The following is a 26,491-nucleotide window of genomic DNA, read 5'->3' on the forward strand; positions in this document are numbered from 1 at the left end:
AACCTGCTTTGCGAGTATTGTGAGGCGTAAATTCTCGTCTTTTCCGCGATCAAGTCTCGAAGGGATTCTTCATCAGGATCGTGTCGTCCCGCTCCGGGCTGGTGGACAGCAGAGTCACCGGGCAGCCGATCAGTTCCTCGATTCGGCGCACGTATTTTATCGCCTGCGCCGGCAATTGCGCCCAGGATCGGGCCCCGGCGGTCGGCTCCCTCCAGCCGTCGATGGTCTCGTATATCGGCTCGACCGCGGCCTGGGCATGCTCGCCGGCGGGCAGATAGTCGATTTCCCGCCCGTCGAGCTTATAGCCGACGCACACCTTGATCTCGTCGAGGCCATCGAGGATATCGAGCTTGGTCAAAGCGATGCCGTCGATGCCGCAGGTCGAGACGGTTTGCCGCACCAACACCGCGTCAAACCAGCCGCAGCGCCGGGCGCGCCCGGTCACCGTACCGAACTCGCGGCCGCGCTCGCCCAGCGTCTTGCCGATCTCGTTATGCATCTGGTCGGTCGGGAACGGCCCGTCGCCGACCCGGGTCGTATAAGCCTTGGTGATGCCGAGCACATAATCGATGGCATTGGGGCCAAGGCCGGCGCCGGTCGCGGCCTGGCCGGCCACCGTGTTCGACGACGTCACATACGGATAGGTGCCGTGGTCGATATCGAGCAGCGCCCCTTGCGCGCCCTCGAACAGGATTCGCCTGCCTTCGCGGCGCTTGCCGTCGAGCAGCCGCCAGACCGAGTCCATGTAAGGCAGCACTTTCGGGGCGACGGCGGCCAGATGATTGTACAAGTCTTTGGGCTCGACCTCGGCCAGGCCGTTGCCGCGGCGCAGCGCGTTGTGGTGCGCCAGCAGCCGGTCGATCTTGCCGCCGAGCGTCGACAGGTCGGCGAGGTCCATGAAGCGGATGGCGCGGCGGCCAACCTTGTCCTCATAGGCCGGGCCGATGCCGCGCTTGGTGGTGCCAATGCGGGCGGACGAATTCTCGCGGATCGCCTCGAGTTCGCGATGCAGCGGGAGGATCAGGACGGCGTTTTCGGCGATGCGCAGGTTGTCAGGCGTGACCTTCACGCCCTGGCTGCCGAGCGTCTCGATTTCCTTGAGCAGGGCTTCCGGGTCGATGACGACGCCATTGCCGATCACCGACAGCTTGCCCTCGCGCACCACGCCGGACGGCAGCAGCGACAGTTTGTAGGTGGCGTTGCCGATGACCAGGGTGTGGCCGGCATTGTGGCCACCCTGAAAACGGACGACGACATCCGCCTGTTGCGACAGCCAGTCGACGATCTTGCCCTTGCCCTCGTCGCCCCACTGCGACCCGACCACCACGACATTCGCCATGAAAACTTCATCTCCGCGTCAGCGCCCGGACACTGACGCCGGACGGTGCCGGTCAGGTCCACCCTCGGATAAAGGATGGAGGCCCCGGAGGCAAGGCAAACCGGCCCGCAGCAGGCTTCCGCGGCGGCTTGTTTCGCCTTAGTTTTCAACAGGCTAGGCATTCATGACCGAGGGTCATGTTTACGGCTGAAGAACGTAACGCCCCGGCGCATCCTCAAAAGCACCGTAGCCGCCCGCGACGGCCGGTGGCGGCGTCCAGGCGCCCGAACGGCTGGACAGCCAGGCACTCCATTCCTGCCACCAGGACCCCTCCTTGTGCGAGGCCGTCGCCGCCCACGTATCCGGGTCGATGTGGAGGGCGTCACCCGGTGTGGTCGTGACCTGATAGCTGCGGCGGCGGTGATTGGGCTCGGAAACGATGCCGGCGTTATGACCGCCGGTGGTCAGGAGATAAGTGACCTCGATCTCCGTGAGCCGATGGATCTTGTAGGTCGAGCGCCACGGCGCGACATGGTCGCGCTGGGTGCCGACGGCGAAGATCGGCACGCGGATGTCGGTCAGCGACACGGGCCTGTCGCCGACCACATAGCGGCCTTCGGCAAGCTCGTTGTTGAGGAACAGCTTGTGCAGATATTCGCTGTGCATGCGATAGGGCATGCGCGTCGCGTCGGCGTTCCACGCCATCAGGTCGCTCATCGGCTCGCGCTCGCCCATCAGATAGCTGCGCGTCAGATACGACCAGACGAGGTCATTCGAACGCAGCATCTGAAACGCGCCGGCCATCTGCGTGGTGTCGAGGAAGCCCTGCTCCCACATCATGTCGTCGAGGAAGGCAAGCTGGCTTTCGTTGATGAACAGCATCATCTCGCCGGCTTCGGTGAAATCGGTCTGCGCCGCGAGCAAGGTCATCGTCTGGAGGCGATCGTCGTGATCGCGCGCCATGGCCGCCGCCGCGATCGACAACAAGGTGCCACCGAGGCAATAGCCGACGGCATGCACTTTCCGTCCCGGCTCAATCTCCCCGATGCGGTCGAGCGCTGCCATGACGCCGAGCCTGCGATAATCTTCCATATCGAGGTCGCGATCGTCCGCGTCCGGATTCTTCCATGAGATCATGTAGACGGTGAAGCCCTGCTCGGTCAGATATTTCACCATCGAATTGTGCGGCGACAGATCGAGAATGTAATACTTCATGATCCAGGCCGGCACGATGAGGATCGGCTCCGACCGCACCTGTTCGGTCGCCGGCGCGTACTGGATCAGTTCGATGAGCCGATTGCGATAGACGACTTTGCCCGGCGTCACCGCGACATCACGGCCGACGACGAAGTTCTCGGTGCCGACCGGCTTCTTGCCGCTCTGCTTGCGCTCCCAGTCCTGCAGGAAGTTCTGAAAGCCGGCGACGAGATTCTTCCCGCCGGTCTCAAGCGTCTTGCGCATGATCTCGGGATTGGTGAACAAGAAATTGGATGGCGCGAACATGTCGAGCACTTGGCGCGACGTAAACTCCACCATCTTCTCATGCTGCTTGCTGACGCCGCGCAGACCTGTGGTGGCGTTGTGCCACCATTGCTGATTGAGCAGAAAGGACTGGTACATCACATTGAACGGCCACTTTTGCCAGTCCTCGCCGTCAAAACGGTGGTCCTGCGGCAGCGGCTTGATGCAGGGCTCGCAAGGCTCGCCCTTGAGCGCGCCGCCGGCGACGTATTGCGCCAAGCGCGTCGACTTGCGCAGCGCCTTGTCGATCAATTGCAGACGCTTGCCGGGCTGGCTGGCCAGATGAATGGCCCAGTCCATATAGGCCTGCGTCAGCGCAGTCGGCGACAGGCCCATGGTGAGGCGTGCGATGGCGGCATGCTGCGCGCGATCGACGACATCGCCGAGTGCCGTCACGGCATAGGCGTCGCGCCGGTCAAGCGCATCGGCAGGCTCGAAATCTGTCGGCTCGGGCGACGCGACCTTCGGGACGGCTGGCGGTTGGGCGACCGGCACCACCGCCGGCACGGGGTGCTGGAACGGCGCCTGCGGAGCGACAGCGGCGTCCGCCGCTGCCGCGTCGATGACCGTCGGGAATGTTTGTTCGTCCATGGTCTTAATAACCTAAAGTATTCCGGGTCGGCTGTCCCATGACCTAGGTCAAAGCGGCTAACGGATTATGACAGCGGCGCGGCATCCCTACCCCGCCGGCACCAGCACCACTGCTTTGTCCTTCGGCCACTTCACCCGCCAGCCGAGCGTGATATCGCGGGCTTCGCCAGGCGCTGACTCGAACGTCCATTCGAGCACGCCGCGGCGGTCGCGCACGTCGCGTGCGGTCGGCGGCGTCGTCGAGGGGAGCATTTCGACGACAATGTCCGCCGACTCGCTGACCGGAATCTGGTCTTCGATGCTGATCTTGACCGGAAAGCCGTGGCCATTGCGCACCGAGATCTTGAACTCGCGCTCGTCGGTCTTCGACGAGCCGATGATGCCGGCACTGCCTTCCAGCTTGCGCGCCACGGTGCGTACGATCTTCACCTGATCGTCAGCGCCAAAGCCAAGGCGCACCCCCTCGTCCTTCGGCGTCAACGCCATTGACGAGCGGCCGACATAGAGGCCATCGCGATAAATGGCGACGCGGCCGGGCAGCAGCGGCGTTTCATCCGCATTCTTGAAACCGGCTTCGAGAAAGGCCGTCGCATCGAGCAACGGCACCGCACGAACAATCAGAGCCGGCGTGATGCTGGCGCTCGCCAGGCGGAAACTTCTGGCGCCTTGCTGGGCCATCATACTGACGCGGCCGGGCACGCGGAATACCGCCTGAAAGCCGCCGGACTCGAAGGCCGCTTCCTGCTCGCGCGCCGGAGCAGGCATTGCTTCGGGCAGAGCCCGGTCCGGCGCCTTGGCAGCAAGCCTGTCACGTGTCTCATAAGCGGCTGCGGGAGGCGGTGGCGGGGACGGAAACTGAGCCAACAGCGGCCGCAGCTCCGGCGCATTGCCGCCTTTGGCGATGCGCGCCGTCGAAACGGCGAGCGCGACGTCGCTCCAGTCTTCGCCGGTCGACTGCACGACTTCGGCGCGCCGGATCAGTTCGAGCGACGGCTTGCCATCCTTGCCGCCGGTGTCGAGACGCGCGTCATAGAGCGGCACCCAGCGCGCATTGCGCACCGTGTAGGTGACGCGCAAGGTCGCGGCCGCAGCCTCGCCGGCGACGACGCCGATGCGCAGGTCGAGCTTACGCGGCGGATTGGCCCGTCGCTCGCTCTCCAGCCGCGCCACTTCGCGATCGATATCACGCTGTTTGATTTTCGCTTCGCGCACCGCGCCGTCCGCCGCGGCCACTTCCTCGGCCACCGCCGCGAAAGCCTCGCGCCATTCGACGATGGGTCGCGCACGATCCTTGTCGCCGAATGCGGTGGGCGAGCTCTGCGCGAAATGTTCTGCGAACTGACGGCGCGCCTGCGCCGCCGCGATGGCACCATCGAGATCGGCGCGCTGGTCGCGCAGCTTCTCGATGCGCTGATCGATCTCGGGACGATTGGCGGGCGGCAACGCGCGCGGTACGCCCGCGTCGATGGCGCCGAGGGTCAGACGGGCACCCTCGCCTTCGACACGCAAGGATGAAGGATCAAGCGACAGCGGAAAGTCACGCGCCAGCACGGTGTGATCGCCGGCGGAAAGGTCGATATTGATCAGCCGCGTTACCGTGGCGCCGTCCGGATAGACCGTCACACTGTCGATGCGCGACGATGCCTCCAGTTCGGCCGCGGCGGCCGGCCCGGCGAGGCTAACGCTCAGGGCAACGAAGGCAACGGACGCCATGAAACGGCGCGTCGAATATAGCTGACAATGCATGCGACCCTCCCGAGAAACCGATGCGGGAAGCATGATTGTGATTGGGGTTTCCCTGTGGCCACATTCTTGCGGGATGTGGGCGCGGCGGTATTTTCGCGTGCGCCAAAGCAGGACGGCCGCGGAGATTGTCCGCGGCCGCTGCCCGTTTTCGTTATTCGAAATGTTAGAAATGTAGCGTCCGCGCGCTCTGCACCTGCGGCAGCGCCCGGACCTTGGCCAGCACGTCTTCCGGCAGTTCGCCGTCGATCTCGATCAGCGCCACCGCGTTGCCGCCGGGGGACTCGCGTCCGACATGGAAAGTCGCGATGTTGATGTTCGCCTCGCCCAGCGTGCCGGAGAACTTGCCGATGAAGCCTGGCTTGTCGAGATTGGTAATGTAGACCATGGACGGCGCGAATTCCGCGTCCATGCGAATGCCCTTGATGTTGACGATGCGCGGGCGGCCGTCGGCGAACACCGTACCGGAAACGTGACGGGTCTGGCGCTCGGTCACCACCGTCACGGTGATCAGGCTCTCGTAGTCGCCGGCAACCTGACGCGTCGTTTCCTCGATGATCATGCCGCGTTCCTTGGCAATGACCGGCGCCGACACGACGTTGACGTCGCCGAGCATCGGCCGCAGCAAGCCGGCCAGAGCCGCCGAAGTGAGCGCGCGCGTGTTCATCTGCGCGACCGCACCCTCATAGGCGATCTGCACCTTGGAAATGCCAGTCTCCGTCAACTGGCCGGCGAAAGAGCCGAGCTTCTCGGCAAGTTCGACAAACGGCTTGAGCTTGGGCGCTTCTTCCGCGGTGATCGACGGGAAGTTGATGGCGTTGGTGATCGCGCCGGTCATCAGGTAATCCGCCATCTGCTCGGCGACCTGCAAAGCGACATTCTCCTGCGCTTCTGTCGTCGAGGCGCCGAGATGCGGCGTGCAGATGACGTTCGGATGATTGAACAGCACATTCTCCGTCGCCGGCTCGGTGACGAAGACGTCGAAGGCGGCGCCGGCGACGTGGCCGCTGTCGAGAGCAGCGCGCAGCGCGTTCTCGTCGACCAGACCGCCGCGGGCACAGTTGATGATGCGCACGCCCTTCTTGGTCTTGTTGATGGCGTTGGCGTCGATGATGTTCCTGGTCTTGTCGGTCAGCGGCGTGTGCAGGGTGATGAAGTCGGCGCGCTTGAGCAGATCATCCAGTTCGACCTTCTCGACGCCGATATCGACGGCGCGCTCCGGCGACAGGAACGGATCGTAGGCGATCACCTTCATCTTCAGGCCGAGGGCGCGGTCGGCGGCGATCGAGCCGATATTGCCGCAGCCGATGACACCGAGGGTCTTGCCCGTGATTTCGACGCCCATGAACTTGTTCTTTTCCCACTTGCCGGCCTGGGTGGAACGGTCGGCTTCCGGGATCTGGCGGGCCAGCGCCAGCATCAGCGAGATGGCGTGCTCGGCGGTAGTGATCGAATTGCCGAAGGGCGTGTTCATCACGATGATGCCCTTGGCGGTCGAGGCTGGGATATCGACATTGTCGACGCCGATGCCGGCGCGGCCGATCACTTTCAGCCTGTTGGCCTTCTCGAGAATCTTCGGCGTCACCTTGGTGGCCGAACGGATGGCAAGGCCATCATAATTGCCGATGATCTCGGCGAGCTTGTCCTTGTCCTTGCCGAGCGCGGGCTGGAAATCGACCTCGACGCCGCGATCTTTGAATATCTGGAGCGCGGCGGGAGAGAGAGCGTCGGAGATGAGAACTTTGGGCATGATGTTTGTCCGGTTCTGCTGTCATCGTCCGCGAAGGCGGACGATCCAGCGTTGAAGCGAATGATTTAAAGAGCTGGATGCCCCGCTTGCGCGGGGCATGACGCTATGGGGTGTTCGCAAACGAACTTACGCCGCCTTGGCGAGAGCAGCCTTGGCCTGTTCAAAGGCCCAGTCGAGCCACGGCGTCAGCGCTTCGACGTCCTTGGTCTCGATGGTGGCGCCGCACCAGATACGCAGGCCCGGCGGCGCATCGCGGTAATACGCGATGTCATAGGCGACGCCTTCCTTCTCGAGCATCGAGGCGATGCTTTTGGCGAAGGCCGCCTGTTCGTCGAGCGTCAGCTTGGTCACGGCCGGATCGGCGACCACCAAACACACCGAGGTGTTGGAGCGCGTCTCGGGCTTCTTGGCGAGATGATCGATCCACGCCGTCTTGGCGACCCAGTCGGCCAGCACCTTCGCATTGGCATCCGAGCGCGCCTGCAGGCCCTTGAGGCCGCCGACGGACTTCGCCCAGTTGAGCGCGTCGAGATAGTCCTCGACGCACAGCATCGACGGCGTGTTGATGGTTTCGCCGATGAAGACGCCATCGATCAGCTTGCCGCCCTTGGTCATGCGGAAAATCTTCGGCAGCGGCCAGGCTGGCTTGTAGGTCTCGAGACGCTCAACGGCACGCGGCGACAGGATGAGCATGCCATGCGCCCCCTCGCCGCCCAGCACTTTCTGCCAGGAGAAGGTGACGACATCGAGCTTGGCGAAGTCGAGGTTCTGCGCGAAAGCCGCCGAGGTAGCGTCGCAGATCGTGAGGCCTTCGCGGTCGGCCGCGATCCAGTCGGCGTTTGGCACGCGCACACCGGAGGTGGTGCCGTTCCAGGTGAAGACGACGTCAGACTTGAAGTCGATCTTCGACAGGTCCGGCAGTTCGCCGTACGCCGCTTTGAGTTCGGTGACGTCCTTGAGCTTGAGCTGCTTGACGACGTCGGTCACCCAACCTTCGCCGAAGGATTCCCAGGCCAGCATGGTGACGGGGCGCGCGCCAAGCATCGACCACAGCGCCATTTCAACGGCGCCAGTATCGGAGGCGGGCACGATGCCGATCTTGTAGTCGGCCGGAACATTGAGAATTTCGCGCGTCAGATCGATGGCCTGCTTGAGCTTGGCCTTGCCGATTTTGGCGCGGTGGGAGCGGCCGAGGGCCGCGTCTTTAAGGGCTTGGAGGGTCCAGCCGGGGCGCTTGGCGCAGGGGCCGGAGGAAAATTGCGGGTTTACCGGCCGCACGCCGGGCTTCGTCGCTGTCATAGCCTATCCTTCCAGATAGAAGCCCCTCGTTGGGGAGGGGTGTCCCACTGGCGGAGATAGTCCAAGTCGCCGCGCCGGTCAACTGGCGGCGCGAACGAATCAAAAAATGAGTGGTAAGGATTTAGAAACGAACGCCGACGCCAACGCGGCCGGTATTGAACGTGTTGCGGATGCCGTTGATCGTCGCAAATGCGATGTACTCCCATTCGGCGCGCAGGAAAATATTGGGCGTCACGGCGACATCGAGACCTAGACCGCCCGTGAAACCCGCCGAGAAGGCATTGTTCTTGGCGTCGGTGTAGGTGTTGTCGGTATTGTACGGCGCACCGCCGCCACCGCCGACATCCGTCCCGCTGGCTCGCACCCGCGTCGTGATCGCATAGTCGAAGCGGCCGACGGCTACGCCGGCAAAGCCGTACGGCATGAACTGTCCGAATGCATAACCGGCACGGCCGCGAAACGTCGCGTAGTCCTTCAGTTTCACCCTCGACTGGCCGTCGATGGTCAGTTGATTCTGGTAGCCATCCGACGTCGAAAATTGACGAGAGATCGAATCGCTGGCCGTCTGATCGAAGCCGGACACGTAATTATAGGCAACGTCGACGCCGAGGATCACGTCGTCCCATTGCGTGCTGTAGCCCAAAAATCCGCCATAGGATCGACCGTTCGTGTTGGACACCGGCAACGTCGTCCAAGTCTCGGGATGCTGTTCGTTGAGCACCGTGGTATTGCGCAGATCGTAGGCGACCTGCTGGCTATTGCTGCTCCCGAAATCGGTGTTCATGCCACCGACGCCGAGATGGGCGCCAAAATTGATGCCATCCCAGCGCAGGCCGGTGCCGGCTGCCGCCGGCGGTTCGTAGGAACCACGCAAGGGACCCTCGCTGGGCCAGTCAGCCGCTCGGGCGGCCGGCATTGCGAGCATCAATACCGCCGCAACCAGCGACATGGAGCGCGCGGCGGCGAAAGGCCATCGCGACGCGCGGCCGCTATCGTGCGATGGGCAGATCATCGATGCTCCAGCGCAGACTGACGCGCACTTCGTGATTGACGATGTTCTTGATGTTCATCTGGCCGAAGGCGTCGCTCGAGGTCGCAACATCGCCGAGCGCCAGGTAGCGATAGCCGACATCGAATTGCATGTTCGGCGCGATCTTGTAGGCGACCCCCGCCATGCCGGCCCAGGCGAAATTCCACTGACTGCGCGAGCCGTCGCCGGAGAATGGCGGCGCCGCCGTGCTCTGATACTCGGACACGCGCAGCCGCGTCGCGCCGACGCCACCGCCGATATAGGGCGTGGCGTTGTACCAGGTGCCGAGATCGAGATAGCCGTTGAACAGCGCGGTGATGGCGGAAACCTTGGCCGTCGTGTCATTGGCCGTGGCGGTCGTCGCCTCGTATTTCATCGGCGAGCCGAAATCGATTGTCGCGTCGGTGCGCAACCAGTCGCTCTTGAGACCGATGCCGAGGCCGCCGGCGAAGCTTTGTCCGAGCTTTTCCGACCCGGGCGAAGCGAAGCCCGGCGCGGCCTGCGAGCCGGATACATGGCCCCAGCGATATCCGAGATCGCCACGAACGTACCAGCCTGAGAGAGTCGTTGTTCGAGGCGGCGGCACATAGGTCGGCGGCGGCAGATCAATCGGTCGACCACGGGGCACGTCGGCGGCAAACGCGGCCGTTACTGCGGCGGCGAGCCCTGCACCCATCATTGCCGACTTGACGACCGGACCCATAACCAACTCCTTCGCGGTCATTGCACCGCGCCACGCCTTCGACTTCGCCGCACCACTCTGCCAATCTCGGGTTAAATCGCGCTTAACCAAGAATTTTCACCATGATGGCGCGCCATTAACTTGTTCCGTCAGGCCTCATCCCCTGCTCTGCAGCGGCGGTTGCACATAGACCGGCGGCGGCTGGGTGTAGACAGGTGCGGGCGCGTAATAGACAGGCGCCGGGCGCGAGAACATCTCGAAGCTATCGAGATTGAAGCGCAGCCCAAGCTTCACATCGTGCGATGTAAGGTGCTTGAACTCCATCGGATTGTAGACCGCATTGATGCCGTTGTAGGTGTAAAGATCGCCCGACTGCGCATCACCGAGATCGACATAGCGATAGGCCAGTTCGACGGTGAAGTTCTTGGACACCTTGTAGGCGAGACCGGCATGCAAAGCCCAGGCGAAGTTCCACTTCGAACTCGTATCGCCAAAGGCGACACTGCCACCTGTGCATACCGATACGGTCGTGCAGACATCCTGGAAGCTATGAATCGTGTTGCGCGAGGCGCCCGCACCGGCGCCGACGAACGGCGTGATGTTGTTCCAGGTGCCAAGGTCGACATAGGCATTCAGGAGGAACAGCCATTCAGATTTACTGCCCGAATATTCGTCGGTGTAAGTGCTACCGCCGCTCGTGACGATCTGCGATCCGTGGAAGTTCGCCTTCGAGCGATATTCGCCGGTCAGATCGAACCGCAGCCAGTCATTGAAGTAGTAACCGACGCCGACACCAAAGAGCGGAGACGCATCAAAACCCAGCCCTACGTTTGTAACGCTGGTAACCGGCAGCGCATTGTTAAGGTCGCGCACGCTTTGATTCGTGATGCCGATATCGCCGCGCAGGTACCAGCCAGAGAATTCCTCGACCACCACCGGCGGCGGCGTGTAGCAGGGAACCGCGCCTGGCGGGGCGCGACCGGATGCGATGACCGCGGCGTCGTAGCAGGGCAATGGCGTATAGTCGGCCGCTTGCGCCGCGGTCGCCGCAAGCGATACGACCGCCACGCCAGCAAAAAGTTTCAGACGCGCATACATGCCGTCATTCCTCGACTGATTCATCACGCGCGTGACGTGACGAAAGACGAGGCGACGATGGCACCAAAACCTTAAGTGCCTCTTAACCCTGTTTTTTAACGATGATTTTTAACGAAACGAGCGCATGCGATTGTTCAATCGCGACGACGGCGGCCACGGCGAATCGTGTTTTAAGATTTGTTTACGGTTGTGGCCAATGGAACCCGGGACTTCAGCGCTGGATGACGCGACGTGCCCAATCGTAACTAACGAGCTGCTGCGCAAGACTGATGAGTGATTTGCGCGCAACCCGATCCTCGATTGCGAGGAACGCTTCCACCAAGACGATCGCTTCCTTCATCCGCGGATCGTCTTTACTGCCAGCCTCGGCAGTAGTCTGGCGAGCCTGATCGCGACCGCATTCCTTCAACTTGTTTTCAAGCGGAATGACATTGTCGGACGTGGGGAATTCGATGGTGTCCATGGTTTCCTGCAGTGCACGATACGTCGACTAGGTCGTCTCCAGCCTGCGAGTGCCGCCTCCCGTCACTGGAGGTATCCGGTACCGGCTTTCCCGACTCCGCGTCAAAAAAGACGCGAAATACAGAATTCCCTCTCGCAACCTTTCATTGAGAATGCGGACGGATCGCCTGTTTGTCATTAATCGGGATATCGTCTTTTGTAAGGTTTCATCTCATAATGATGGTATGGAACTCAGGCATCTCAAATATTTTGCCGCGGTCGCCGAGGAGCTTCATTTCGGCCGCGCCGCCGCGCGCCTCAATATTTCTGCGCCGACACTGAGCCACCAGATCCTCGCACTTGAGAACATGCTCGGTGCCAAGCTGTTCTTGCGCCGAACAAAAAGCACGGTGACGCTGACCCAGACCGGCAAGCGATTCCTCGTCGAGGCCTATGCAACGCTCAAGCAGGCCGCCAACGCCGAGTTGATCGGCCGGCGCGCAGCGCGCGGCGAGGTCGGTTCGATCGCGCTGGGTTACGTCTTTTCCGCCGGCATGAGCGGGTTCCTGTCGCGGCATCTTGTCGCCTTCCGGGAAAAGCATCCCGATGTCTCGTTGCAACTGCGGCGCGCGGTTACCTTCGAGCAGTTTCGCGCGCTCTCCGACGACACCCTCGATATCGGCTTCACCGCCGCGCCGCAAAGTTATCCCACCGGGCTTACGGGCTTTATCGTCGACCGCCAGCCTTTCTACGTCGCCATTCCCGAAGGCAACCCGATCGCCAAGCTCAAGCGCGTGACGCCGGACGACATTGCCGACGAACGTTTCGTCGCCGTCTCGCTGGAAATGGAAGTCGGCTTCGGCGGCGGCAACATCGCCGCCATCACGCCGCCGGGCAAGTCGCTGCACATCGTCGAACGTGCGCCCGACATCTTTTCGGTCCTCACACTATGCGCCGCCGGCGCTGGCCTGAGTGTAATGTCGGAGCCGATGGTCAATGTCGGCATTCCGGGCATCGTGTTTCGCAAGGTGGAAGGCGCCTTTCGCGGCTTCGAACTCGCGCTGGTTCACCGCCGCAACGAAGCGGCGCCGGCGATCCGCACCTTCATCGACTTCGTTCGGTCAAGTACGCGCCAAGAAGACGCGGCAAGACAACGTAAAAAGTCGCCGTGAAAAGACCGAAAGCATGATCCCGAAAAGTGGAAACGGTTTTCGGAAAAGATCATGCTCAAACAAAAAACCAGACCATGATCAGATTCGATCCAGATAGATCACGGTCTAGTCGAAAATCTGCTTAGACAGCTTGTTTGAGCTGGCGCTCGAACATCGCAAAGGTCTCGCGCCAATCGATCGCGGTCGCTGCCGCATCGTGAACGTCGCGGTCCGGCATCGAGTAGCCGTGGTGGGCATTCGGATGCAGATGGCCGCGATAGGTTACATCGTCGCGCCCCTTGAACGCGGCCTCCAGCGCGGCAACGATCTCCGGCGCGCTGGACCGGTCATGCTCACCGTGCCCGCAATAGACTTCGCCCTTCATGCGGCCGGTCAACCGGTGAACCGAGTCCGGCGCATCGGTAACGAGCAGCGTGCCGTGAAGGCTGCTCACGGCGCGAATACGATCGGGAAAGGACTGCGCGGCAAAGAAGGCGATACGTCCGCCAAGACAGAAACCAACCGTCCCCGCAGGGCCGCCGTTCACCGGCTTGTCGCGGACATGGTCGAATATCGCCTGAACATCCGTCTCGACCATCTGCCGCGTCAGGCCACGCGCCAGCGCCAGCATTTCCGTCTTGAGATCCTCCGGCAACGTATCGAACGACACGGTGCGTCCGTCCGCGTTGCGGCGCTCGTAACGAATCCGGCCCTTGCGATAGAACAGATTGGGAAGCACGCAGTAATAGCCCTGCGCTGCGACCTTGCGCGCGAGAGCGAACAGTTCCTCACGCAGCCCCCAGATGTCCATGAACATGATAACGAGCGGAAACGGCCCCCGCCCGTCCGGCCAGGCGGCATAGGCGTCCATGGTTCCGTCCGCGGTGGCAATATCGATGGCACTGGCGGTCATGATCGAAGGACTATTTCGGCGTGGTGCTTTCCAGGCGCGTGACGATCGCGGACCAGGTCTTGCGGTCTTCTACCATCTGTTTCGTCACGCGTTCCGGCGGCCCGCCCCATGGCGCCATGCCAATCTCGGCTAACAGCTTTTTCGTCTCGGGCTTCTTCAGAAACGCATCGATCGCGGCATTGAGCTTGGCGATGATCGGCTTCGGCGTGCCGGCCGGCGCATAAATGGCATTCCAGGTGGCGCAGGTAATATCGACTCCGGCCTGTTTCAGCGTCGGCACATTGGGCACGGCATCCAGGCGTTCCTCGCTTGAAACGGCAAGCACCTTGGCCGACATCGAACTCGGACCAAAGGCGGGCGTGCCCAGTTCAAGCTGGCCGCCGAGCAGATCCTGCACAATCTGCGTCGAGCCGCGATACGAAATGAAGTTGCCTTCGATGCCGAGCTTCTCGGCCAGCATCACGCCGCAATAAAGCCCCATGGTGCCGGGACCGGGATGACCAATGTTGAGCTTATTGCCCTGCTTGGCGGCATAGGCCTTGAGTTCGGCCACCGTGGACACGCCGATCTTCGGCGAAGCTAGCACACCATTCGGCGTCGCACCGATCATAATGACCGGCTCGAAGTCCTTGTCCGGATCGACATTGAAGTTCTTGTCGATCAGTGGCCGGAACACCATCGGCCCGATCGCCGAGACGACAAAATTATAGCCGTCCGGCGCCATGCGGCCGACGGTCTGCAAACCGAGCAAACCGGCACCGCCGACCTTGGTTTCGACCACGACGGTCTGGCCCAGCTTCTCGGTCAGATCGTGCGCGATGGCGCGCGCGGCAAAATCCATCATGCCACCGCCAGGAAATGTCTGCGTAATCGTGATCGTCCGCGAGGGCCATTCCTGCGCGGCGGCGGACTGCGGCAGGCAGACGACAGCGGCAACGGCCGCGATCAAGTTCCAGCGCAGGATCGATCCTGTGCGCGTTGATATGCCCAACATTGGATTGTTCCCCGAATTACGATTGTTGCGGTAAAAAAGAAGAACCGCGGCGGTGCCCCACACGCCGCGGTTCATAATCACGCAAATCGCAATCGATGACAATGCGCCAAAACCCGCGCACTAAGAGGGTCAGCGGCCGTAAGACTGACGGCCGCCGCCCGGTATTTAGTGATCCTCACCCATCTCGCCGATGTGGTGCTGCGAATAGAGCTGGACACCGAGCTTGGCGACAAGATCGAGCTGGGTCTCGAGGAAGTCGATGTGATGCTCCTCGTCCGACATCAGCTTCTCGAACAAATCGCGCGTGACGTAGTCCTTGACGCCGTTGCAGTAGTGCGCGGCCTCCTGATAGAGCGCGCGCGCTGAAATCTCGGCGGCCAGATCGCAATCGAGGATTTCCTTGACGTCCTGACCGATGTGCAGCGGGTCCAGCACCTGCATGTTGGGGAAGCCGTCAAAGAAGATGATCCGCTCGATCAGCTTGTCCGCGTGTTCCATCTCCTCGATCGATTCCTTGCGCCACTGCTTGGCAAGATCCTTGAGGCCCCAGTTGTCGAGCAGGCGGTAGTGCAGCCAGTACTGATTGACCGCGGTCAGTTCGTGGCGCAGCGCCTTGTTGAGATACTCGATGACCTTGGATTCGCCCTTCATGACGCCACATCCTCTTTCGTTTTCCGCGCGGCGCGCGCGGCATTGCAGGGTGCCGACACTGTCGTCGGTATCCTTAGAATAGTTCTATGAAAGAGGATGCACGGTCAAGCTGCGGTGTCGCCGCGCCGTGCGCGCGGCGGGGAAACTTTAGTCGCGCTGGGGCGCATGGGCCGCGCAGGCGCAGCCCGAGGGGCAGGCACCGGCGGCGCCGAGGGCTTCGTTCATGATCTTGCGGATTGTGCGGGCGCAGCGGCCGCACTGGGCGCTGCAGCCGAGGCAACCGTAAACCTGCCCGGTGGTGCGCGGCGACGCCGTCGCGCAGGCGCTGCGCACGGCCTTGTCGCTCAACACGTTGCAGGAGCAGACGATCATGGAAACCCGGCAGAAAAGCTGACCCTTTCAGTCAGCCCCGATTTGCTACCGGCGGCTTTGCGCCAAGTCAAAGAAATTCGCAGTTTAAAAGCATTCTAGTGTATTGAAATATAACGGCTTTTTCGCTTACAGCAGTTCGGAATTTTTCTAGGAAAGGGACAAAATACAAGGCCGGAAAAGGATTTAGCGGCGGAAGAGAAATTTCCGCAGATTTCACACAGGTGGTTGATCTGGAAGGCTTAATCGCAGGGCCGTAGCCCGGATGGAGCGAAGCGAAATCCGGGCTACAAATTGCGACGCTCGTTTCCGCTTAAGCCGCCGCCTTGGTCAGTGCGTCGATAACGTCATCGACCGCCTGCTCGACGACCGCCTTGTCGTCGCCTTCGCCCATGACACGGATCACCGGCTCGGTGCCGGATGGCCGCACCAAAAGACGGCCGCCGCTGCCGAGCTTCTGCTCGGCGCTGGCAATCGCCGCGGTCACCGCGGCGTTTTCCATCGGCTTGCCGGTCTTGTAGCGCACGTTCTTGAGGATCTGCGGCAACGGCTCGAAGCGGTGGCAGACTTCCGACACCGGCTTGCCTGACCGCTTGACCACCGCCAGCGCCTGCAGCGCCGCGACGAAGCCGTCGCCGGTGGTCGAATAGTCTGACAGAATGATGTGGCCGGATTGCTCGCCGCCAACATTATAACCTTCGGCGCGCATGCGCTCGAGCACATAGCGGTCGCCGACCGGCGTGCGCAAGAGCTCGAGGCCGAGGCCGCCGAGATAGCGCTCGAGGCCGAGATTGGACATCACGGTGGCGACGACGCCGTTCTTGGTGAGACGGCCGTCTTCCTTCCAGCTCTGCGCGATTACCGCGAGCAGTTGATCGCCGTCGACGATGTGGCCGCGTTCGTCCACCAGCATGACGCGGTCGGCGTCGCCGTCGAGCGCGATGCCGATGTCGGCGCGCATCTCGCGCACCTTGTGCACTAGCGTGTTGAGGCTGGTCGAGCCGCAATCCTTGTTGATGTTGAAGCCGTCCGGATCGGTACCGATGGAAATCACGTCGGCGCCCAGTTCCCACAGCGCGCCGGGCGCGACCTTGTAGGCAGCGCCGTTGGCGCAATCGATGACCACGCGCAAGCCGGCGAGATCGATGTCGCGCGGCAGCGTACGCTTGGCGAATTCGATGTAGCGGTCCTGCACGCCGTCGATGCGCCTGGCGCGGCCGAGGTCGTCGCTGCCCGCGAGTTGCTTGGCAATATCAGAATCGATCAGCTTTTCGATGCGGCGCTCGACCTCGTCGGACAGCTTGTAGCCGTCCGGTCCGAACAGCTTGATGCCGTTGTCGTCATACGGATTATGCGAAGCCGAGATCATGACGCCGAGATCGGCGCGCATCGAGCGCACCAGCATGCCGACGCCGGGTGTCGGGATCGGGCCGGTCAGCAGCACGTCCATGCCGACCGACGTGAAGCCGGCGACCAGCGCGGTTTCGATCATGTAGCCGGACAGCCGGGTATCCTTGCCGATCAGCACGCGGTGACGATGCTCGCCCGCACGGAAGATCAGCCCGGCGGCCTGCCCGACCTTGAGCGCCAGCTCCGGCGTGATCACCTTGTTGGCCAGCCCGCGAATACCGTCGGTGCCGAAGTAGCGACGAACCATCTATTCAAACCCCAATATGCCCCTGAAGGCCCGGCCCGATTATTCACGCCATCCTGTCAGGGAGGTGGTGTTATTGGCCGGATGCGGGCAAGGGGTAAAGCGTTTTGGAAGCCCCCTGCCCGACCTTTTTATAATACGTACAATCGTTTGGTTTTACGTCAAAAATTGTGAGCAAACGTTACCGCAGGCGGTTAACGGCAGACGAATACCGCCTTGTAAGGCCCAGCACCAGTCCATATCCCGAGGCATTTCGCAGTCTTCGCGCTTGTGCTACCCGATCATAAAAAGCCGCCACCCGAAACGCCCTCGACGACGTCGCAAACGAGACCAGCCCATGAGAGTTGCCGCCTGCATCGACGATCTGCGCAAGATCGCCAAGAGCCGCGTGCCGCGCGCCTTTTTCGACTATGCCGATTCCGGCTCCTACAGCGAGCAGACCCTGCGGGCGAACCGGACCGACCTCGAGGCCATCATCCTGAAACAGCGCGTGCTGGTCGATGTCTCGGCGCGCGACCTCACCACCACCGTACTCGGCAAGAAGCTGGCCGCGCCGATGATCCACGCCCCGATCGGACTTCTCGGCATGCAGCACGGCGACGGCGAAATCCTCGCCGCGCGCGCCGCCAACGAGGCCGGCATTCCCTTCACGCTGTCGACCATGTCGATCGGCTCGATCGAGCAAGTGGCCGAAGGCACGGGCAAACCGTTCTGGTTTCAGCTTTACGTCATCAAGGACCGTGGTTTCTCCAAGCAACTGATGGACCGCGCCATCGCCGCCAAGGTCGACACGCTCGTCCTCACGGTGGACCTGCAGGTGCTCGGCCAGCGCCACCGCGACGTTCACAACGGCCTGACCGTACCGCCGCAGTTCAAGATCAAGAACGTCATCGACATTGCCACCAAGCCGGCCTGGGCCTGGAGCGTGCTCTGGGGCAAGAGCAAGACCTTCGGCAACATCGCCGGCCATGTGCCGGGCATGGAAAGCGTCAATTCGCTCTCGGGCTGGACGACGCAACAGTTCGACCCGGCGCTGAACTGGAAAGATCTCGAATGGATCAGGAAGTACTGGCCGGGCAAACTGGTCATCAAGGGCATCCTCGACATCGATGATGCAAAGACCGCGGTGAAGTTAGGGGCCGACGCTATCGTGGTGTCGAACCACGGCGGCCGCCAGCTCGACGGCACCTCGTCTTCGATCGCCATGCTGCCGCGCGTCGCGGACGCGGTCGGCAGCGACACCGAAATTCTGTTCGATGGCGGCATCCGCACCGGCGCCGACATCATGCGCGCACTGGCGCTCGGCGCCCGCGCCTGCATGGTTGGCCGGGCTTTTGTCTGGGGTCTCGGCGCGGGCGGGCAGGAAGGCGTCGCCAAAGCGATCGACATCCTCAAGAAGGAATTGAGCGTCACCATGGCGCTGACCGGCGTCGCCAAGGTCTCGGAAATCGACGGCCACGTCATCGAGGGCGGCGAGGTGAGGAAGAAGTCGGCGGCCGCACGCAAGCCGAAAGCCAAGGCGGCGGCGAAGGCGGCGGAGTAAGACTGAATTTGAAGCCTGTCCGCATCCTCCGTTCGTTCCCGCGAAAGCGGGAACCCAGAGAGACAGGTCTAAACCTGCAAGATAGACTCCTGGGTCCCCGCTTTCGCGGGGACGAACGGAGTGAATGGCGCAACAATTGTCGAAACACGAAATGACTCGTCCCCAGCCACTATCTCTGTCCGATTTCCGTCACATCACCGACATCACCACGCGTTGGATGGACAACGACGTCTACGGCCACGTCAATAACGCGGTCTATTACTCGTTCTTCGACACCACGGTGAGCGGCTATCTGCTGAAGAGCGGCGCGGTGAATTTCAACGAGAGCACCGTGATCGGCCTCGCCGTGGAATCGAAGTGCAGCTATTTCGCGCCGATCGCCTTCCCGGATCGCGTGCGCGGCGCGCTCAAGGTCGGCCACCTCGGCACCTCGAGCGTGCGCTACGACGTCGGCATCTTCCGCAACGATGACCAGATCGCCTCGGCGCAGGGCTATTTCGTCCACGTCTATGTCGACCGCGCCAGCAACAAGCCGGTGCCGCTGCCGGAAAAGCTGAAGGCGGCACTGACGCCGATCTGTGATACAAAGGCGCCATGAGCGCCGAGGTGAAAATCGGGACCGGCAGTGAAGCGCGGCTTGCGCCGCATCCCTTGCGCGCGGCTGTGCTCGGAGAAGTCCATGCCCGGCCGTTCACGCCTATGGAGACGCCGCGCCGGATCATCCATTTCGCCTTTGCAACCCCGGGCGAGGCTGGCAAGAACGACCGCGCGGCACTGACCGCCTTGTGCGCGCGCGACAAGCGCGAGCCGCTCGATGCCGCCGCCAAGCACCACCGCATCGCCTTCGATGACGCGACCTTGCGGTGGGAGCAGCATACCGAGTTCACCACCTACACCTGGGAACTGCCTTCGGCATCGACCCAGCCGTTCTATCCCGACGCGGCGTCGCTCTCGGCGCGAATGGCATCGGTGCCGCAGCCGGGGCCACTGCTGGTCGCGCTCGATCTGCATCTGCTGGCCGACGATGCGGAGCGCAAGATCGCGGTCGATTATCTGTTCGATCACGCCAGCCTCGCAGTGGCGGAGAATGCCGACGGTACCGCGCTGTTCGCCACCGATTTCCAGGCTGACGCCGCCGGCTTCGTGCGCATTCTCCTGCTCGATCGCGGTCTCGGCGCCGAGCGCGCGGGCGCGCTGGTGCAGCGGATCGTCGAGACCGAGACCTATCGCACTCTGGCGCTGCTCGGACTGCCGGAAGCGCACCGGGTACAATCGTCGATCGGCCGCATCGAAACGCGGCTCGCCGAACTGACGCAGGAGATTTGCACCGCGCATCAGTTGCCCGACAACCAGCGCCTGCTCAATGAACTGACCGCGCTCGCAGCCGAACTCGAAGCCGGCGCTGGCGCCAGCCATTATCGCTTCGGCGCGAGCCGCGCCTATAACGAGATCGTACGGCTGCGGCTCGAAACCATCGGCGAGCGCAAGGCGAGTATCTATCCGACCTGGAGTTCGTTTCTGGCGCGGCGTCTGGCACCAGCCATGCGCACCTGCGTCGCCACCGAGGACCGGCAGGCGACCTTGTCGCAGCGGCTGGCGCGCGCCGCGAACCTGCTGCGCACGCGGGTCGACGTCGAACTGGAGCGGCAAAACCGCGATCTGCTCAAGTCGATGAACGAGCGCACGCGCCTGCAATTGCGGCTGCAGACCACGGTCGAGGGCCTGTCGGTGGCCGCGGTGAGCTATTATGTCGTCGGCCTGTTTCACTATGTCGTCGAGGGTGCGCATGCCAAGGGCCTGCATGTCGACACCACCTTCGCCACGGCCTTGTTCGTGCCGGTCGCAATGCTCATGATCTGGCTGCTGGTGCGCGGCATCCGCAAGAGGCATGTCGGCGGGGAGTGACGGCCGATGGCTTACGCAATCAAGGCCGAAATTTCGGATCCGCGCGCCAAGACGTTTTCGTTCACCGCGCAGAAGACTATGTATGGCGGCAAGCTGATTGCCGCGGGCGACGAGATTTTCCTGTTCGCCAGCGAAAACGAGGGCGGCGCCGGGCTGGTGGCACGCGGCGTCGTCACCGCTACCAAGGCGGTAGCCAAGAAGCGCGGCATCGAGCGGCAGACGCCGCGCGTCAGCATTGAGGTGAAGCGCACCGCGCTGGTGAAACGTCCGCTGGGCCGCGCCGACCTCAAGCCGTTTACAGATTGGGACGACGGCAAACCGCAGACAGAACTCAATTTCAGTTTTGCCGGCAGGCCACCAATAAGATCGTCGGCCTTTCGGACGAGGCGGCGGCGTTTCTCGCATCGTTTTTCTAGGCGCTTGATGGACTCAAGGCGCCTCCGTCGCCGCGCGAACGGTGGTGAATGACTGAAAGGAATCGATCGTCAAATCCTAACCGAACGAGGTGTCGCAGTGAGCATCATGTTCCATGACGGCAACCGGCAACTCCAGGACCGTTTCGCCAGCCGCCGCATCGCCGACCGGCTCGAGGAAAAGCTGACGCGGACGGCTTTCACCGCCGACGACAAGGCATACATCGAGAGCTGTCCGTATTTCTTTATCGCGACCGTCGACGCCGACGGCCGCCCCGACTGCTCGTTCAAGGGCGGCATGCCCGGCTTCGTGCGGGTGACGGGCGACTCCGAGCTGGCGTTTCCGGACTATGACGGTAACGGCATGTTCAAGAGCCTCGGCAATCTTCTGGTCAATGCCAATGTCGGGCTGCTGTTCATCGCCCTGCATGACAAGCCAAAGCGGCTCCGCGTCAATGGCAGCGCGCGCGTCCTGCACGACGACCCCCTGCTCGCCGAAACGGTCGGCGCGCAGCTCATCGTCCGGGTGCAAGCGCGCGCCATTTTCCCGAACTGTCCACGCTATATTCCCGAGATGCAGATGACGGGACCTTCGCTCTACACGCCGCAACCCAAGTGCGACCCGCCGGAGCCGCGGTGGAAGGAATTCGACGACTTCAAGGATTACGTGCCGCCGCGGCATCCGACCTGGCGGGGATAATCACTCCGCCGCCTGGGGCATCGGCTCGTCGGCCAGCGCCAGCACCTGATGGATCTGCGACACCACCGCGGCGCCCTCGCCGATCGCCGCGCCGACGCGCTTGGTCGAGCCGGCGCGCACATCGCCGATGGCGAAAACGCCGGGCACGCTGGTCTCGAGCGGATGCGGCGGCCGTGCCGTGGCGCGGTCGAATTCGGCGCCGGTGATCACGAAGCCCTTGCCGTCTGTCGCGACACAACCTTCCAACCAGTCGGCATTTGGGTCGGCGCCGATGAACAGGAACAGGTGGCGCAGCGGCAGCGACTTCTCGGTACCACTGCGGATTTCGCGGAAGGTGGCACCGCGCAGACCGGATGCATCGCCGTCCAGCGACACGATCTCCTTGCCGACATGCAGCGACACGTTCGGCAGCGCCTGGATACGGTCGATGAGATATTTCGACATCGTCGCTTCGAGCGGGCGGCGCACGATGAGATGCAGATGCTTTACCTTCGGCGCCAGGAAAACGACAGCCTGACCCGCCGAATTGCCGCCGCCGATCAGCGCCACCTCCTCGCCCTCGCATAACTTGGCTTCGATCGGCGAGGCCCAGAAGGAAATGCCATTATTGTCGAAATCCGATAGATTGTGGATCGCCGGCCGGCGGTAGCGCGCGCCGGAGGCGACGATGACGGTGCGCGCGAGCAAGGTGCCGCGACCATCGGTGAGTTCGAGCTTGAACGGCTTGCGCGCGGCGCAATCGGCGTCGCCGCAATCGAGCTTCTCGACCGACAACGGGATGGCGATCTCGGCGCCGAATTTTTGTGCCTGGTTGAAAGCGCGGCCGGCCAGCGCCATGCCGGAAATACCGGTCGGGAAGCCGAGATAGTTCTCGATGCGCGCCGAGGCGCCGGCCTGGCCGCCGAAGGCACGGGTGTCGAGCACGATCATCGACAGGCCTTCGGATGCGCCGTACACGGCGGCCGCCAAGCCTGCGGGCCCGGCGCCAACCACGGCGACGTCATAGACCTTGCCGTGATCGAGCTCCGGCGTGATGCCAAGGCAGGCACCGGCTTCCGCATCGCTCGGCCGCTTCAGCAGCTTGCCGTTCGGGCAGATCATCAGTGGCAGTTCGTCGTCACGGATGCCGAAGCGCTCGACCGCGTCGCGGGCGTCGGCGTCGGTTTCGACGTTCATCACCATGCAGGGATAGCCGTTGCGCGACAGGAATCCCTGTAGGCGGACGACCTCCGGCATGTTCGGATGGCCGATCAACAGCGACCCGGCGCCTTCGGCCTGGATCAATGCCACACGGCGCAAAATGAAGGCGCGCATGACGATCTCACCGATTTCGGCGGAGCCAACCATCAGAGCGCGGATATGGGCAGCGTCGAACGGCAGCGCCGTCAGGCCGTTCGGTCCGGCACGGCCCGACGGGATACTGCCACGGCCGCTCAACTGGCTGACCTCGCCGGAAAATTGGCCGGGGCCATGTGAAATCACCGATGCGAAACGGTGCAGACCATCGCGGCGTACGATCTCAAGCGCGCCCTCGAGGATCAGGTGCGCCGGTACATCGCGCTGGCCGGTTTCGAAGATCGGCTCGCCCGGCGCGAATGTCTGTGCCGGCGCGCTGGCAAAGCGCGCCATGATCTCAACCTGAACCGGGTCGAGAACCGGAAACATCTGCTCGAAACGTTCGTCAGCGAGGCTCATGATACGCTCCGTTCAGTCCGGCAGCTCAGGCTGCCGGGCCCTTCCGTCAATTGCAAGGCGGGCTGCAGTGGTTCCAATATCCGCAAATTGCTACTATTGAACCATCGACTCCGCGCAACAATCGCTCATCTACCGGCAGCACTTCGTATCATTGAGTGCTGAACCGCCAGCGTTGCCTAAAATAGTAACTGCACGTCATTTGGCACTTCCGCTCTCTCCAGAATGCACTACATTAATTTTATCACCGGCACGGCGTAGGCTTGGGCGCCGGTGGCTGAGAGACAATGTGCGCTCTTGCCTGACGACCAGCAGGAAGGAACGCACTGATGCCAACGACACAGACCCATCGCGCCAATTCTCTGGAACTCGACAGGCCGACCTGCGAACAATGCGGATCGCGCATGTGGCTACGCCGGATTACGCGTGAAGGACGGGGTCGAGAATTTCGAATCTTCGAGTGCCCGGTGTGCGAAGTCTCGACCGGGAAATCTGCGACGCCGGAGTCGGCAGGGTCGGTCGGATCGAGATCGTAGCGCAGAAATGTCCGGCGTAGCCTGAATTCCAGCCAGTCTTCCGCTGCGACGGGCGGGGCGGTTCCCGGACGCCAGCGCTGGCCCTCAACCCGAAGGGCGCCCCCATTCCTTGCGGCTTGACGCTCCCCGCCACCTTCGGCAAACTAGAACAAATAGTGAACATAAGGTTCGGCCTATCCGTTGGCTCTCCAACGGATAGGTACGCTTCTTCAAAGGCTTAATGATGCTCGACGCGCTGCGCCAGCAGCTCACCCGCTTGCAGAAACCAGCCGGCCTCGCCGAGGGTCCGGCGGTGCTGCCGCTGGATGTGAGCGCCGTGGACGACGTCCTCGGTGGCGGTCTTCTGCGCGGCGCGCTGCACGAAATCGCCGCCGCTGGCGAAGCGCACCTGCCGGCGGCCACCGGTTTTACGTTGGGGCTGGCGGCCCTCGCCGGCGGCAACAAGCATCTCGTCTGGATCGCCGAGGACATGGCACTGGCCGAGAGTGGCGTGCCTTATGGCGCCGCCCTCGAGGCCTTCGGGCTGTCGCCTAAGCGGCTTGTCATCGTTTCGGCCGCTCATCGGCATGAGTTGATGGCGGCAATGGAAGAAGCCCTGCACTGCCGCGCTGTCGGCGTTGTGCTCGGCGAAATGCGCAACGGCCCACTCGATGCCGTCGCGGTGCGGCGGCTGTCGCTCGCCGCGGGCGATAGCGGCGCCCTCGCCCTCCTCCTGCGCGCACAGCCTGCGCATGACGCCTCCACCGCTGCGACGCGATGGACCGTACAAGCGGCGCCTTCCGCCGCTCCGGGTCACCGCGAATTCGGCGCGCCGCGCTTTGCCGTTCATCTCACCCGCAATCGACGCGGCCCGTCCGCCTCCTGGATTCTGGAATGGAGAAATCCCGATGACCGTTTCGTCCTCGCCACGCATGCTGAGCCTGTGGCTGCCCCGCTTCGCCACCGACCGCATCAGAAGGTTGCGTGAAACCACTCCTGTTCCGCATGAAGGCTTACCCCTCGTCGTTGCCGGCAAACGCGGCAATGCCGATGTGCTGATCGCCATCAACGAAGCCGCCGAACAACTCGGCCTGTTTGCCGGCATGGCGCTGGCGCAGGCGCGCGCCATGCATCCCGCGCTCGATGTCGTGCCAGAAGACGCGCGCGCCGATGGCGAATTGCTCGAGAGCATCGCCGACTGGTGCCTGCGCTACACGCCACTTGTCGCCTGCGACGCGCCGGATGGCTTGCTGCTCGACATTTCCGGTTGCGCGCATCTTTATGGCGGCGAACGCGAACTGGTCGCCGATCTCGGCCGCCGCCTGACGCAAGCCGGCTTTGCCTATCGCGTCGCCATCGCCGGCACCATCGGCGCCGCCTGGGCGGCAGCGCATGACGGCCAGCCCGATACCTATGCCAATGGCGAGGAGCGCGACTTGCTAGCGCCGCTACCACTTGACGCGCTGCGCCTGCCGCCGCCGGTCGTCGCTTCGCTCGGCCGCGTCGGTCTGAAAACGATCGGCGACATCATCGACATGCCGCGCTCGCCGCTCACCGCGCGCTTCGGCGCCGGATTGCTGCGCCAGCTCGACCGCGCTTTGGGCCGCGAGCACGAACCGTTGACACCACGTTTGCCAGTGGCGCCTTACGTCGCCGAGGAGCGTTTCTACGAACCGATCGCGCGCGAGGAAGACGTGCTCGGCACCGTCCAGAAACTGGCGGCGCGTCTGTCGATGACGCTGGAGCGACACGGCGACGGCGCCCGCCGTATCGAACTGACCTTGTTCCGCACCGACGGCGCGCTACGCCGCATCGCCGCGGGCACCGCGCGGCCGCTGCGCGATGCCGCCGACATACGCGCGCTGTTTGCCGAGCGGCTCGTCACCATCGCCGACGAACTCGATCCCGGCTTCGGCTTCGACATGGCACGGCTGTCGGTGCTGATCGCCGAGCCGGCGCCGGCCGAGCAGATCGGCCTGGGCTCGGCGGAGGATGCCGGCGAGCTGGTGCGGTTGGTCGATCGCCTGAGCGCACGGCTTGGGGCGCAGCGCGTTCGTCGCGCCGTGGCGCAGGACAGTCATATTCCCGAACTCGCGTCGGTCACCTTGCCCGCGCAGATGACAGTGAAAGACGACGGCTGGGCCGCATACAACCGCCATCGCAGCGCCGTTGAGCTCGCGCCGCGGCCGCTGCGGCTGCTGGCGAGGCCGGAGCCGATCGAAGCCGTCGCCGAAGTGCCGGACGGCCCGCCCTTGCGCTTCAAATGGCGACGCGCGCTGCACGACATCGTCGCCGCCGAAGGCCCCGAACGCATCGAAGGCGCATGGTGGCAGGAAGAAAACATCGAGACATCACCCGCCGGCAACCGCGCCCGCGACTACTTCCGCGTCGAGGACAGAAGCGGCCATCGCTTCTGGCTGTTCCGCGCCGGGCTCTATCGCGATCTCGTCCCCGGCACCGCGCCGCCGTCGTGGTTCGTGCACGGGATGTTTGGGTAAGCGCTCATTCCGGCGCGACC

General features: G+C 63.2%; 23 protein-coding genes. 8 read left to right on the forward strand and 15 right to left on the reverse strand.

Features of this window, described 5'->3' with window-relative positions; all coding sequences use genetic code 11:
- Positions 1–49: 49 nt before the first annotated feature.
- The 9 genes from E8Q40_RS18225 to E8Q40_RS18265 form a co-directional block, all read right to left on the reverse strand.
- Positions 50–1,339 carry an adenylosuccinate synthase gene (locus E8Q40_RS18225; RefSeq protein ID WP_137045877.1) on the reverse strand — a complete coding sequence of 430 codons (1,290 nt, stop codon included), beginning with the start codon at positions 1,337–1,339 and terminating at the stop codon, positions 50–52.
- Positions 1,340–1,519: 180 nt separating this feature from the next.
- A complete protein-coding gene (locus E8Q40_RS18230; protein ID WP_137045878.1) occupies positions 1,520–3,430 on the reverse strand; it encodes an alpha/beta hydrolase in 1,911 nt (636 codons plus the stop codon).
- Positions 3,431–3,517: 87 nt separating this feature from the next.
- The gene (locus tag E8Q40_RS18235; protein WP_246662911.1) at positions 3,518–5,143 is read right to left on the reverse strand and encodes a mucoidy inhibitor MuiA family protein; all 1,626 of its coding nucleotides are present in this window, start codon (positions 5,141–5,143) and stop codon (positions 3,518–3,520) included.
- 196 nt (positions 5,144–5,339) lie between these two features.
- Positions 5,340–6,923: a phosphoglycerate dehydrogenase gene (gene serA, locus E8Q40_RS18240; RefSeq protein WP_137045880.1), complete on the reverse strand. Its 1,584-nt coding sequence runs from the start codon at positions 6,921–6,923 to the stop codon at positions 5,340–5,342.
- Between the two features lie 126 nt (positions 6,924–7,049).
- Positions 7,050–8,222 carry a phosphoserine transaminase gene (locus E8Q40_RS18245; RefSeq protein ID WP_137045881.1) on the reverse strand — a complete coding sequence of 391 codons (1,173 nt, stop codon included), beginning with the start codon at positions 8,220–8,222 and terminating at the stop codon, positions 7,050–7,052.
- Between the two features lie 121 nt (positions 8,223–8,343).
- Positions 8,344–9,138, reverse strand: coding sequence for an outer membrane protein (locus tag E8Q40_RS18250; protein WP_168197899.1), 795 nt, complete (start codon positions 9,136–9,138; stop codon positions 8,344–8,346).
- A 73-nt stretch (positions 9,139–9,211) separates the two neighbouring features.
- Positions 9,212–9,955 carry an outer membrane protein gene (locus tag E8Q40_RS18255; protein ID WP_168197900.1) on the reverse strand — a complete coding sequence of 248 codons (744 nt, stop codon included), beginning with the start codon at positions 9,953–9,955 and terminating at the stop codon, positions 9,212–9,214.
- A 135-nt stretch (positions 9,956–10,090) separates the two neighbouring features.
- Positions 10,091–11,032, reverse strand: a complete 942-nt coding sequence (locus E8Q40_RS18260) for an outer membrane protein (RefSeq protein WP_137045884.1) — start codon at positions 11,030–11,032, stop codon at positions 10,091–10,093.
- Positions 11,033–11,243: 211 nt separating this feature from the next.
- Positions 11,244–11,495, reverse strand: a complete 252-nt coding sequence (locus tag E8Q40_RS18265) for a hypothetical protein (protein ID WP_137045885.1) — start codon at positions 11,493–11,495, stop codon at positions 11,244–11,246.
- Between the two features lie 223 nt (positions 11,496–11,718).
- On the opposite strand from E8Q40_RS18265, the gene E8Q40_RS18270 reads away from it, so the two are divergent.
- A complete protein-coding gene (locus tag E8Q40_RS18270) occupies positions 11,719–12,645 on the forward strand; it encodes a LysR substrate-binding domain-containing protein (RefSeq protein ID WP_168197901.1) in 927 nt (308 codons plus the stop codon).
- 121 nt (positions 12,646–12,766) lie between these two features.
- Here E8Q40_RS18270 and E8Q40_RS18275 read toward each other — a convergent pair whose 3' ends face one another.
- The 5 genes from E8Q40_RS18275 to glmM all read right to left on the reverse strand — a co-directional run bounded on the left by E8Q40_RS18275 (position 12,767) and on the right by glmM (position 17,208).
- Positions 12,767–13,537, reverse strand: a complete 771-nt coding sequence (locus E8Q40_RS18275) for a dienelactone hydrolase family protein (RefSeq protein ID WP_137045887.1) — start codon at positions 13,535–13,537, stop codon at positions 12,767–12,769.
- 10 nt (positions 13,538–13,547) lie between these two features.
- Positions 13,548–14,531 (reverse strand): tripartite tricarboxylate transporter substrate binding protein, encoded by a 984-nt coding sequence (locus tag E8Q40_RS18280; protein WP_168197902.1) that lies wholly within the window; start codon positions 14,529–14,531, stop codon positions 13,548–13,550.
- 165 nt (positions 14,532–14,696) lie between these two features.
- Positions 14,697–15,182 (reverse strand): bacterioferritin, encoded by a 486-nt coding sequence (gene bfr / locus E8Q40_RS18285; RefSeq protein WP_137045889.1) that lies wholly within the window; start codon positions 15,180–15,182, stop codon positions 14,697–14,699.
- Positions 15,183–15,329: 147 nt separating this feature from the next.
- Entirely contained in the window at positions 15,330–15,554 is a 225-nt protein-coding gene (locus E8Q40_RS18290) for a bacterioferritin-associated ferredoxin (protein WP_137045890.1), read from the reverse strand.
- Positions 15,555–15,864: 310 nt separating this feature from the next.
- Positions 15,865–17,208, reverse strand: a complete 1,344-nt coding sequence (glmM, locus tag E8Q40_RS18295; protein WP_137045891.1) for a phosphoglucosamine mutase — start codon at positions 17,206–17,208, stop codon at positions 15,865–15,867.
- A 334-nt stretch (positions 17,209–17,542) separates the two neighbouring features.
- Here glmM and E8Q40_RS18300 point away from each other — a divergent pair, with 334 nt between their 5' ends.
- The 5 genes from E8Q40_RS18300 to E8Q40_RS18320 all read left to right on the forward strand — a co-directional run bounded on the left by E8Q40_RS18300 (position 17,543) and on the right by E8Q40_RS18320 (position 21,766).
- The gene (locus E8Q40_RS18300; RefSeq protein ID WP_137045892.1) at positions 17,543–18,748 is read left to right on the forward strand and encodes an alpha-hydroxy acid oxidase; all 1,206 of its coding nucleotides are present in this window, start codon (positions 17,543–17,545) and stop codon (positions 18,746–18,748) included.
- 151 nt (positions 18,749–18,899) lie between these two features.
- Entirely contained in the window at positions 18,900–19,346 is a 447-nt protein-coding gene (locus E8Q40_RS18305; RefSeq protein WP_137045893.1) for a thioesterase family protein, read from the forward strand.
- Complete coding sequence (locus tag E8Q40_RS18310; protein WP_137045894.1) at positions 19,343–20,653, forward strand: DUF3422 family protein; 1,311 nt, start codon at positions 19,343–19,345, stop codon at positions 20,651–20,653. Before E8Q40_RS18305 ends, E8Q40_RS18310 begins: the two co-directional genes overlap by 4 nt.
- Before the next feature lie 78 nt (positions 20,654–20,731).
- Positions 20,732–21,121 carry a hypothetical protein gene (locus E8Q40_RS18315; protein WP_246662912.1) on the forward strand — a complete coding sequence of 130 codons (390 nt, stop codon included), beginning with the start codon at positions 20,732–20,734 and terminating at the stop codon, positions 21,119–21,121.
- Between the two features lie 54 nt (positions 21,122–21,175).
- Positions 21,176–21,766 (forward strand): pyridoxamine 5'-phosphate oxidase family protein, encoded by a 591-nt coding sequence (locus tag E8Q40_RS18320; protein WP_137046810.1) that lies wholly within the window; start codon positions 21,176–21,178, stop codon positions 21,764–21,766.
- Here the strand turns inward: E8Q40_RS18320 and E8Q40_RS18325 are convergent, their stop codons facing one another.
- Positions 21,767–23,461 carry an FAD-dependent oxidoreductase gene (locus tag E8Q40_RS18325; RefSeq protein WP_137045895.1) on the reverse strand — a complete coding sequence of 565 codons (1,695 nt, stop codon included), beginning with the start codon at positions 23,459–23,461 and terminating at the stop codon, positions 21,767–21,769.
- 756 nt (positions 23,462–24,217) lie between these two features.
- On the opposite strand from E8Q40_RS18325, the gene E8Q40_RS18330 reads away from it, so the two are divergent.
- Positions 24,218–24,961 (forward strand): ImuA family protein, encoded by a 744-nt coding sequence (locus tag E8Q40_RS18330; protein WP_137045896.1) that lies wholly within the window; start codon positions 24,218–24,220, stop codon positions 24,959–24,961.
- Complete coding sequence (locus E8Q40_RS18335; RefSeq protein ID WP_137045897.1) at positions 24,882–26,471, forward strand: DNA polymerase Y family protein; 1,590 nt, start codon at positions 24,882–24,884, stop codon at positions 26,469–26,471. The genes E8Q40_RS18330 and E8Q40_RS18335 overlap by 80 nt, the downstream gene beginning before the upstream one ends.
- The last annotated feature ends 20 nt before the right edge of the window (positions 26,472–26,491 follow it).

Source organism: Pseudolabrys sp. FHR47 (assembly GCF_005153485.1).
Lineage (GTDB): Bacteria > Pseudomonadota > Alphaproteobacteria > Rhizobiales > Xanthobacteraceae > Pseudolabrys.

Bases quoted from the DNA above. Each gene is read 5' to 3' on its own strand.
- E8Q40_RS18225 (WP_137045877.1), bottom strand. From the start codon at position 1,339: ATGGCGAATGTCGTGGTGGTCGGGTCGCAGTGGGGCGACGAGGGCAAG.
- E8Q40_RS18230 (WP_137045878.1), bottom strand. From the start codon at position 3,430: ATGGACGAACAAACATTCCCGACGGTCATCGACGCGGCAGCGGCGGAC.
- E8Q40_RS18235 (WP_246662911.1), bottom strand. From the start codon at position 5,143: ATGGCGTCCGTTGCCTTCGTTGCCCTGAGCGTTAGCCTCGCCGGGCCG.
- serA (WP_137045880.1), bottom strand. From the start codon at position 6,923: ATGCCCAAAGTTCTCATCTCCGACGCTCTCTCTCCCGCCGCGCTCCAG.
- E8Q40_RS18245 (WP_137045881.1), bottom strand. From the start codon at position 8,222: ATGACAGCGACGAAGCCCGGCGTGCGGCCGGTAAACCCGCAATTTTCC.
- E8Q40_RS18250 (WP_168197899.1), bottom strand. From the start codon at position 9,138: ATGCCGGCCGCCCGAGCGGCTGACTGGCCCAGCGAGGGTCCCTTGCGT.
- E8Q40_RS18255 (WP_168197900.1), bottom strand. From the start codon at position 9,955: ATGGGTCCGGTCGTCAAGTCGGCAATGATGGGTGCAGGGCTCGCCGCC.
- E8Q40_RS18260 (WP_137045884.1), bottom strand. From the start codon at position 11,032: ATGTATGCGCGTCTGAAACTTTTTGCTGGCGTGGCGGTCGTATCGCTT.
- E8Q40_RS18265 (WP_137045885.1), bottom strand. From the start codon at position 11,495: ATGGACACCATCGAATTCCCCACGTCCGACAATGTCATTCCGCTTGAA.
- E8Q40_RS18270 (WP_168197901.1), top strand. From the start codon at position 11,719: ATGGAACTCAGGCATCTCAAATATTTTGCCGCGGTCGCCGAGGAGCTT.
- E8Q40_RS18275 (WP_137045887.1), bottom strand. From the start codon at position 13,537: ATGACCGCCAGTGCCATCGATATTGCCACCGCGGACGGAACCATGGAC.
- E8Q40_RS18280 (WP_168197902.1), bottom strand. From the start codon at position 14,531: ATGTTGGGCATATCAACGCGCACAGGATCGATCCTGCGCTGGAACTTG.
- bfr (WP_137045889.1), bottom strand. From the start codon at position 15,182: ATGAAGGGCGAATCCAAGGTCATCGAGTATCTCAACAAGGCGCTGCGC.
- E8Q40_RS18290 (WP_137045890.1), bottom strand. From the start codon at position 15,554: ATGATCGTCTGCTCCTGCAACGTGTTGAGCGACAAGGCCGTGCGCAGC.
- glmM (WP_137045891.1), bottom strand. From the start codon at position 17,208: ATGGTTCGTCGCTACTTCGGCACCGACGGTATTCGCGGGCTGGCCAAC.
- E8Q40_RS18300 (WP_137045892.1), top strand. From the start codon at position 17,543: ATGAGAGTTGCCGCCTGCATCGACGATCTGCGCAAGATCGCCAAGAGC.
- E8Q40_RS18305 (WP_137045893.1), top strand. From the start codon at position 18,900: ATGACTCGTCCCCAGCCACTATCTCTGTCCGATTTCCGTCACATCACC.
- E8Q40_RS18310 (WP_137045894.1), top strand. From the start codon at position 19,343: ATGAGCGCCGAGGTGAAAATCGGGACCGGCAGTGAAGCGCGGCTTGCG.
- E8Q40_RS18315 (WP_246662912.1), top strand. From the start codon at position 20,732: ATGTATGGCGGCAAGCTGATTGCCGCGGGCGACGAGATTTTCCTGTTC.
- E8Q40_RS18320 (WP_137046810.1), top strand. From the start codon at position 21,176: ATGTTCCATGACGGCAACCGGCAACTCCAGGACCGTTTCGCCAGCCGC.
- E8Q40_RS18325 (WP_137045895.1), bottom strand. From the start codon at position 23,461: ATGAGCCTCGCTGACGAACGTTTCGAGCAGATGTTTCCGGTTCTCGAC.
- E8Q40_RS18330 (WP_137045896.1), top strand. From the start codon at position 24,218: ATGCTCGACGCGCTGCGCCAGCAGCTCACCCGCTTGCAGAAACCAGCC.
- E8Q40_RS18335 (WP_137045897.1), top strand. From the start codon at position 24,882: ATGACCGTTTCGTCCTCGCCACGCATGCTGAGCCTGTGGCTGCCCCGC.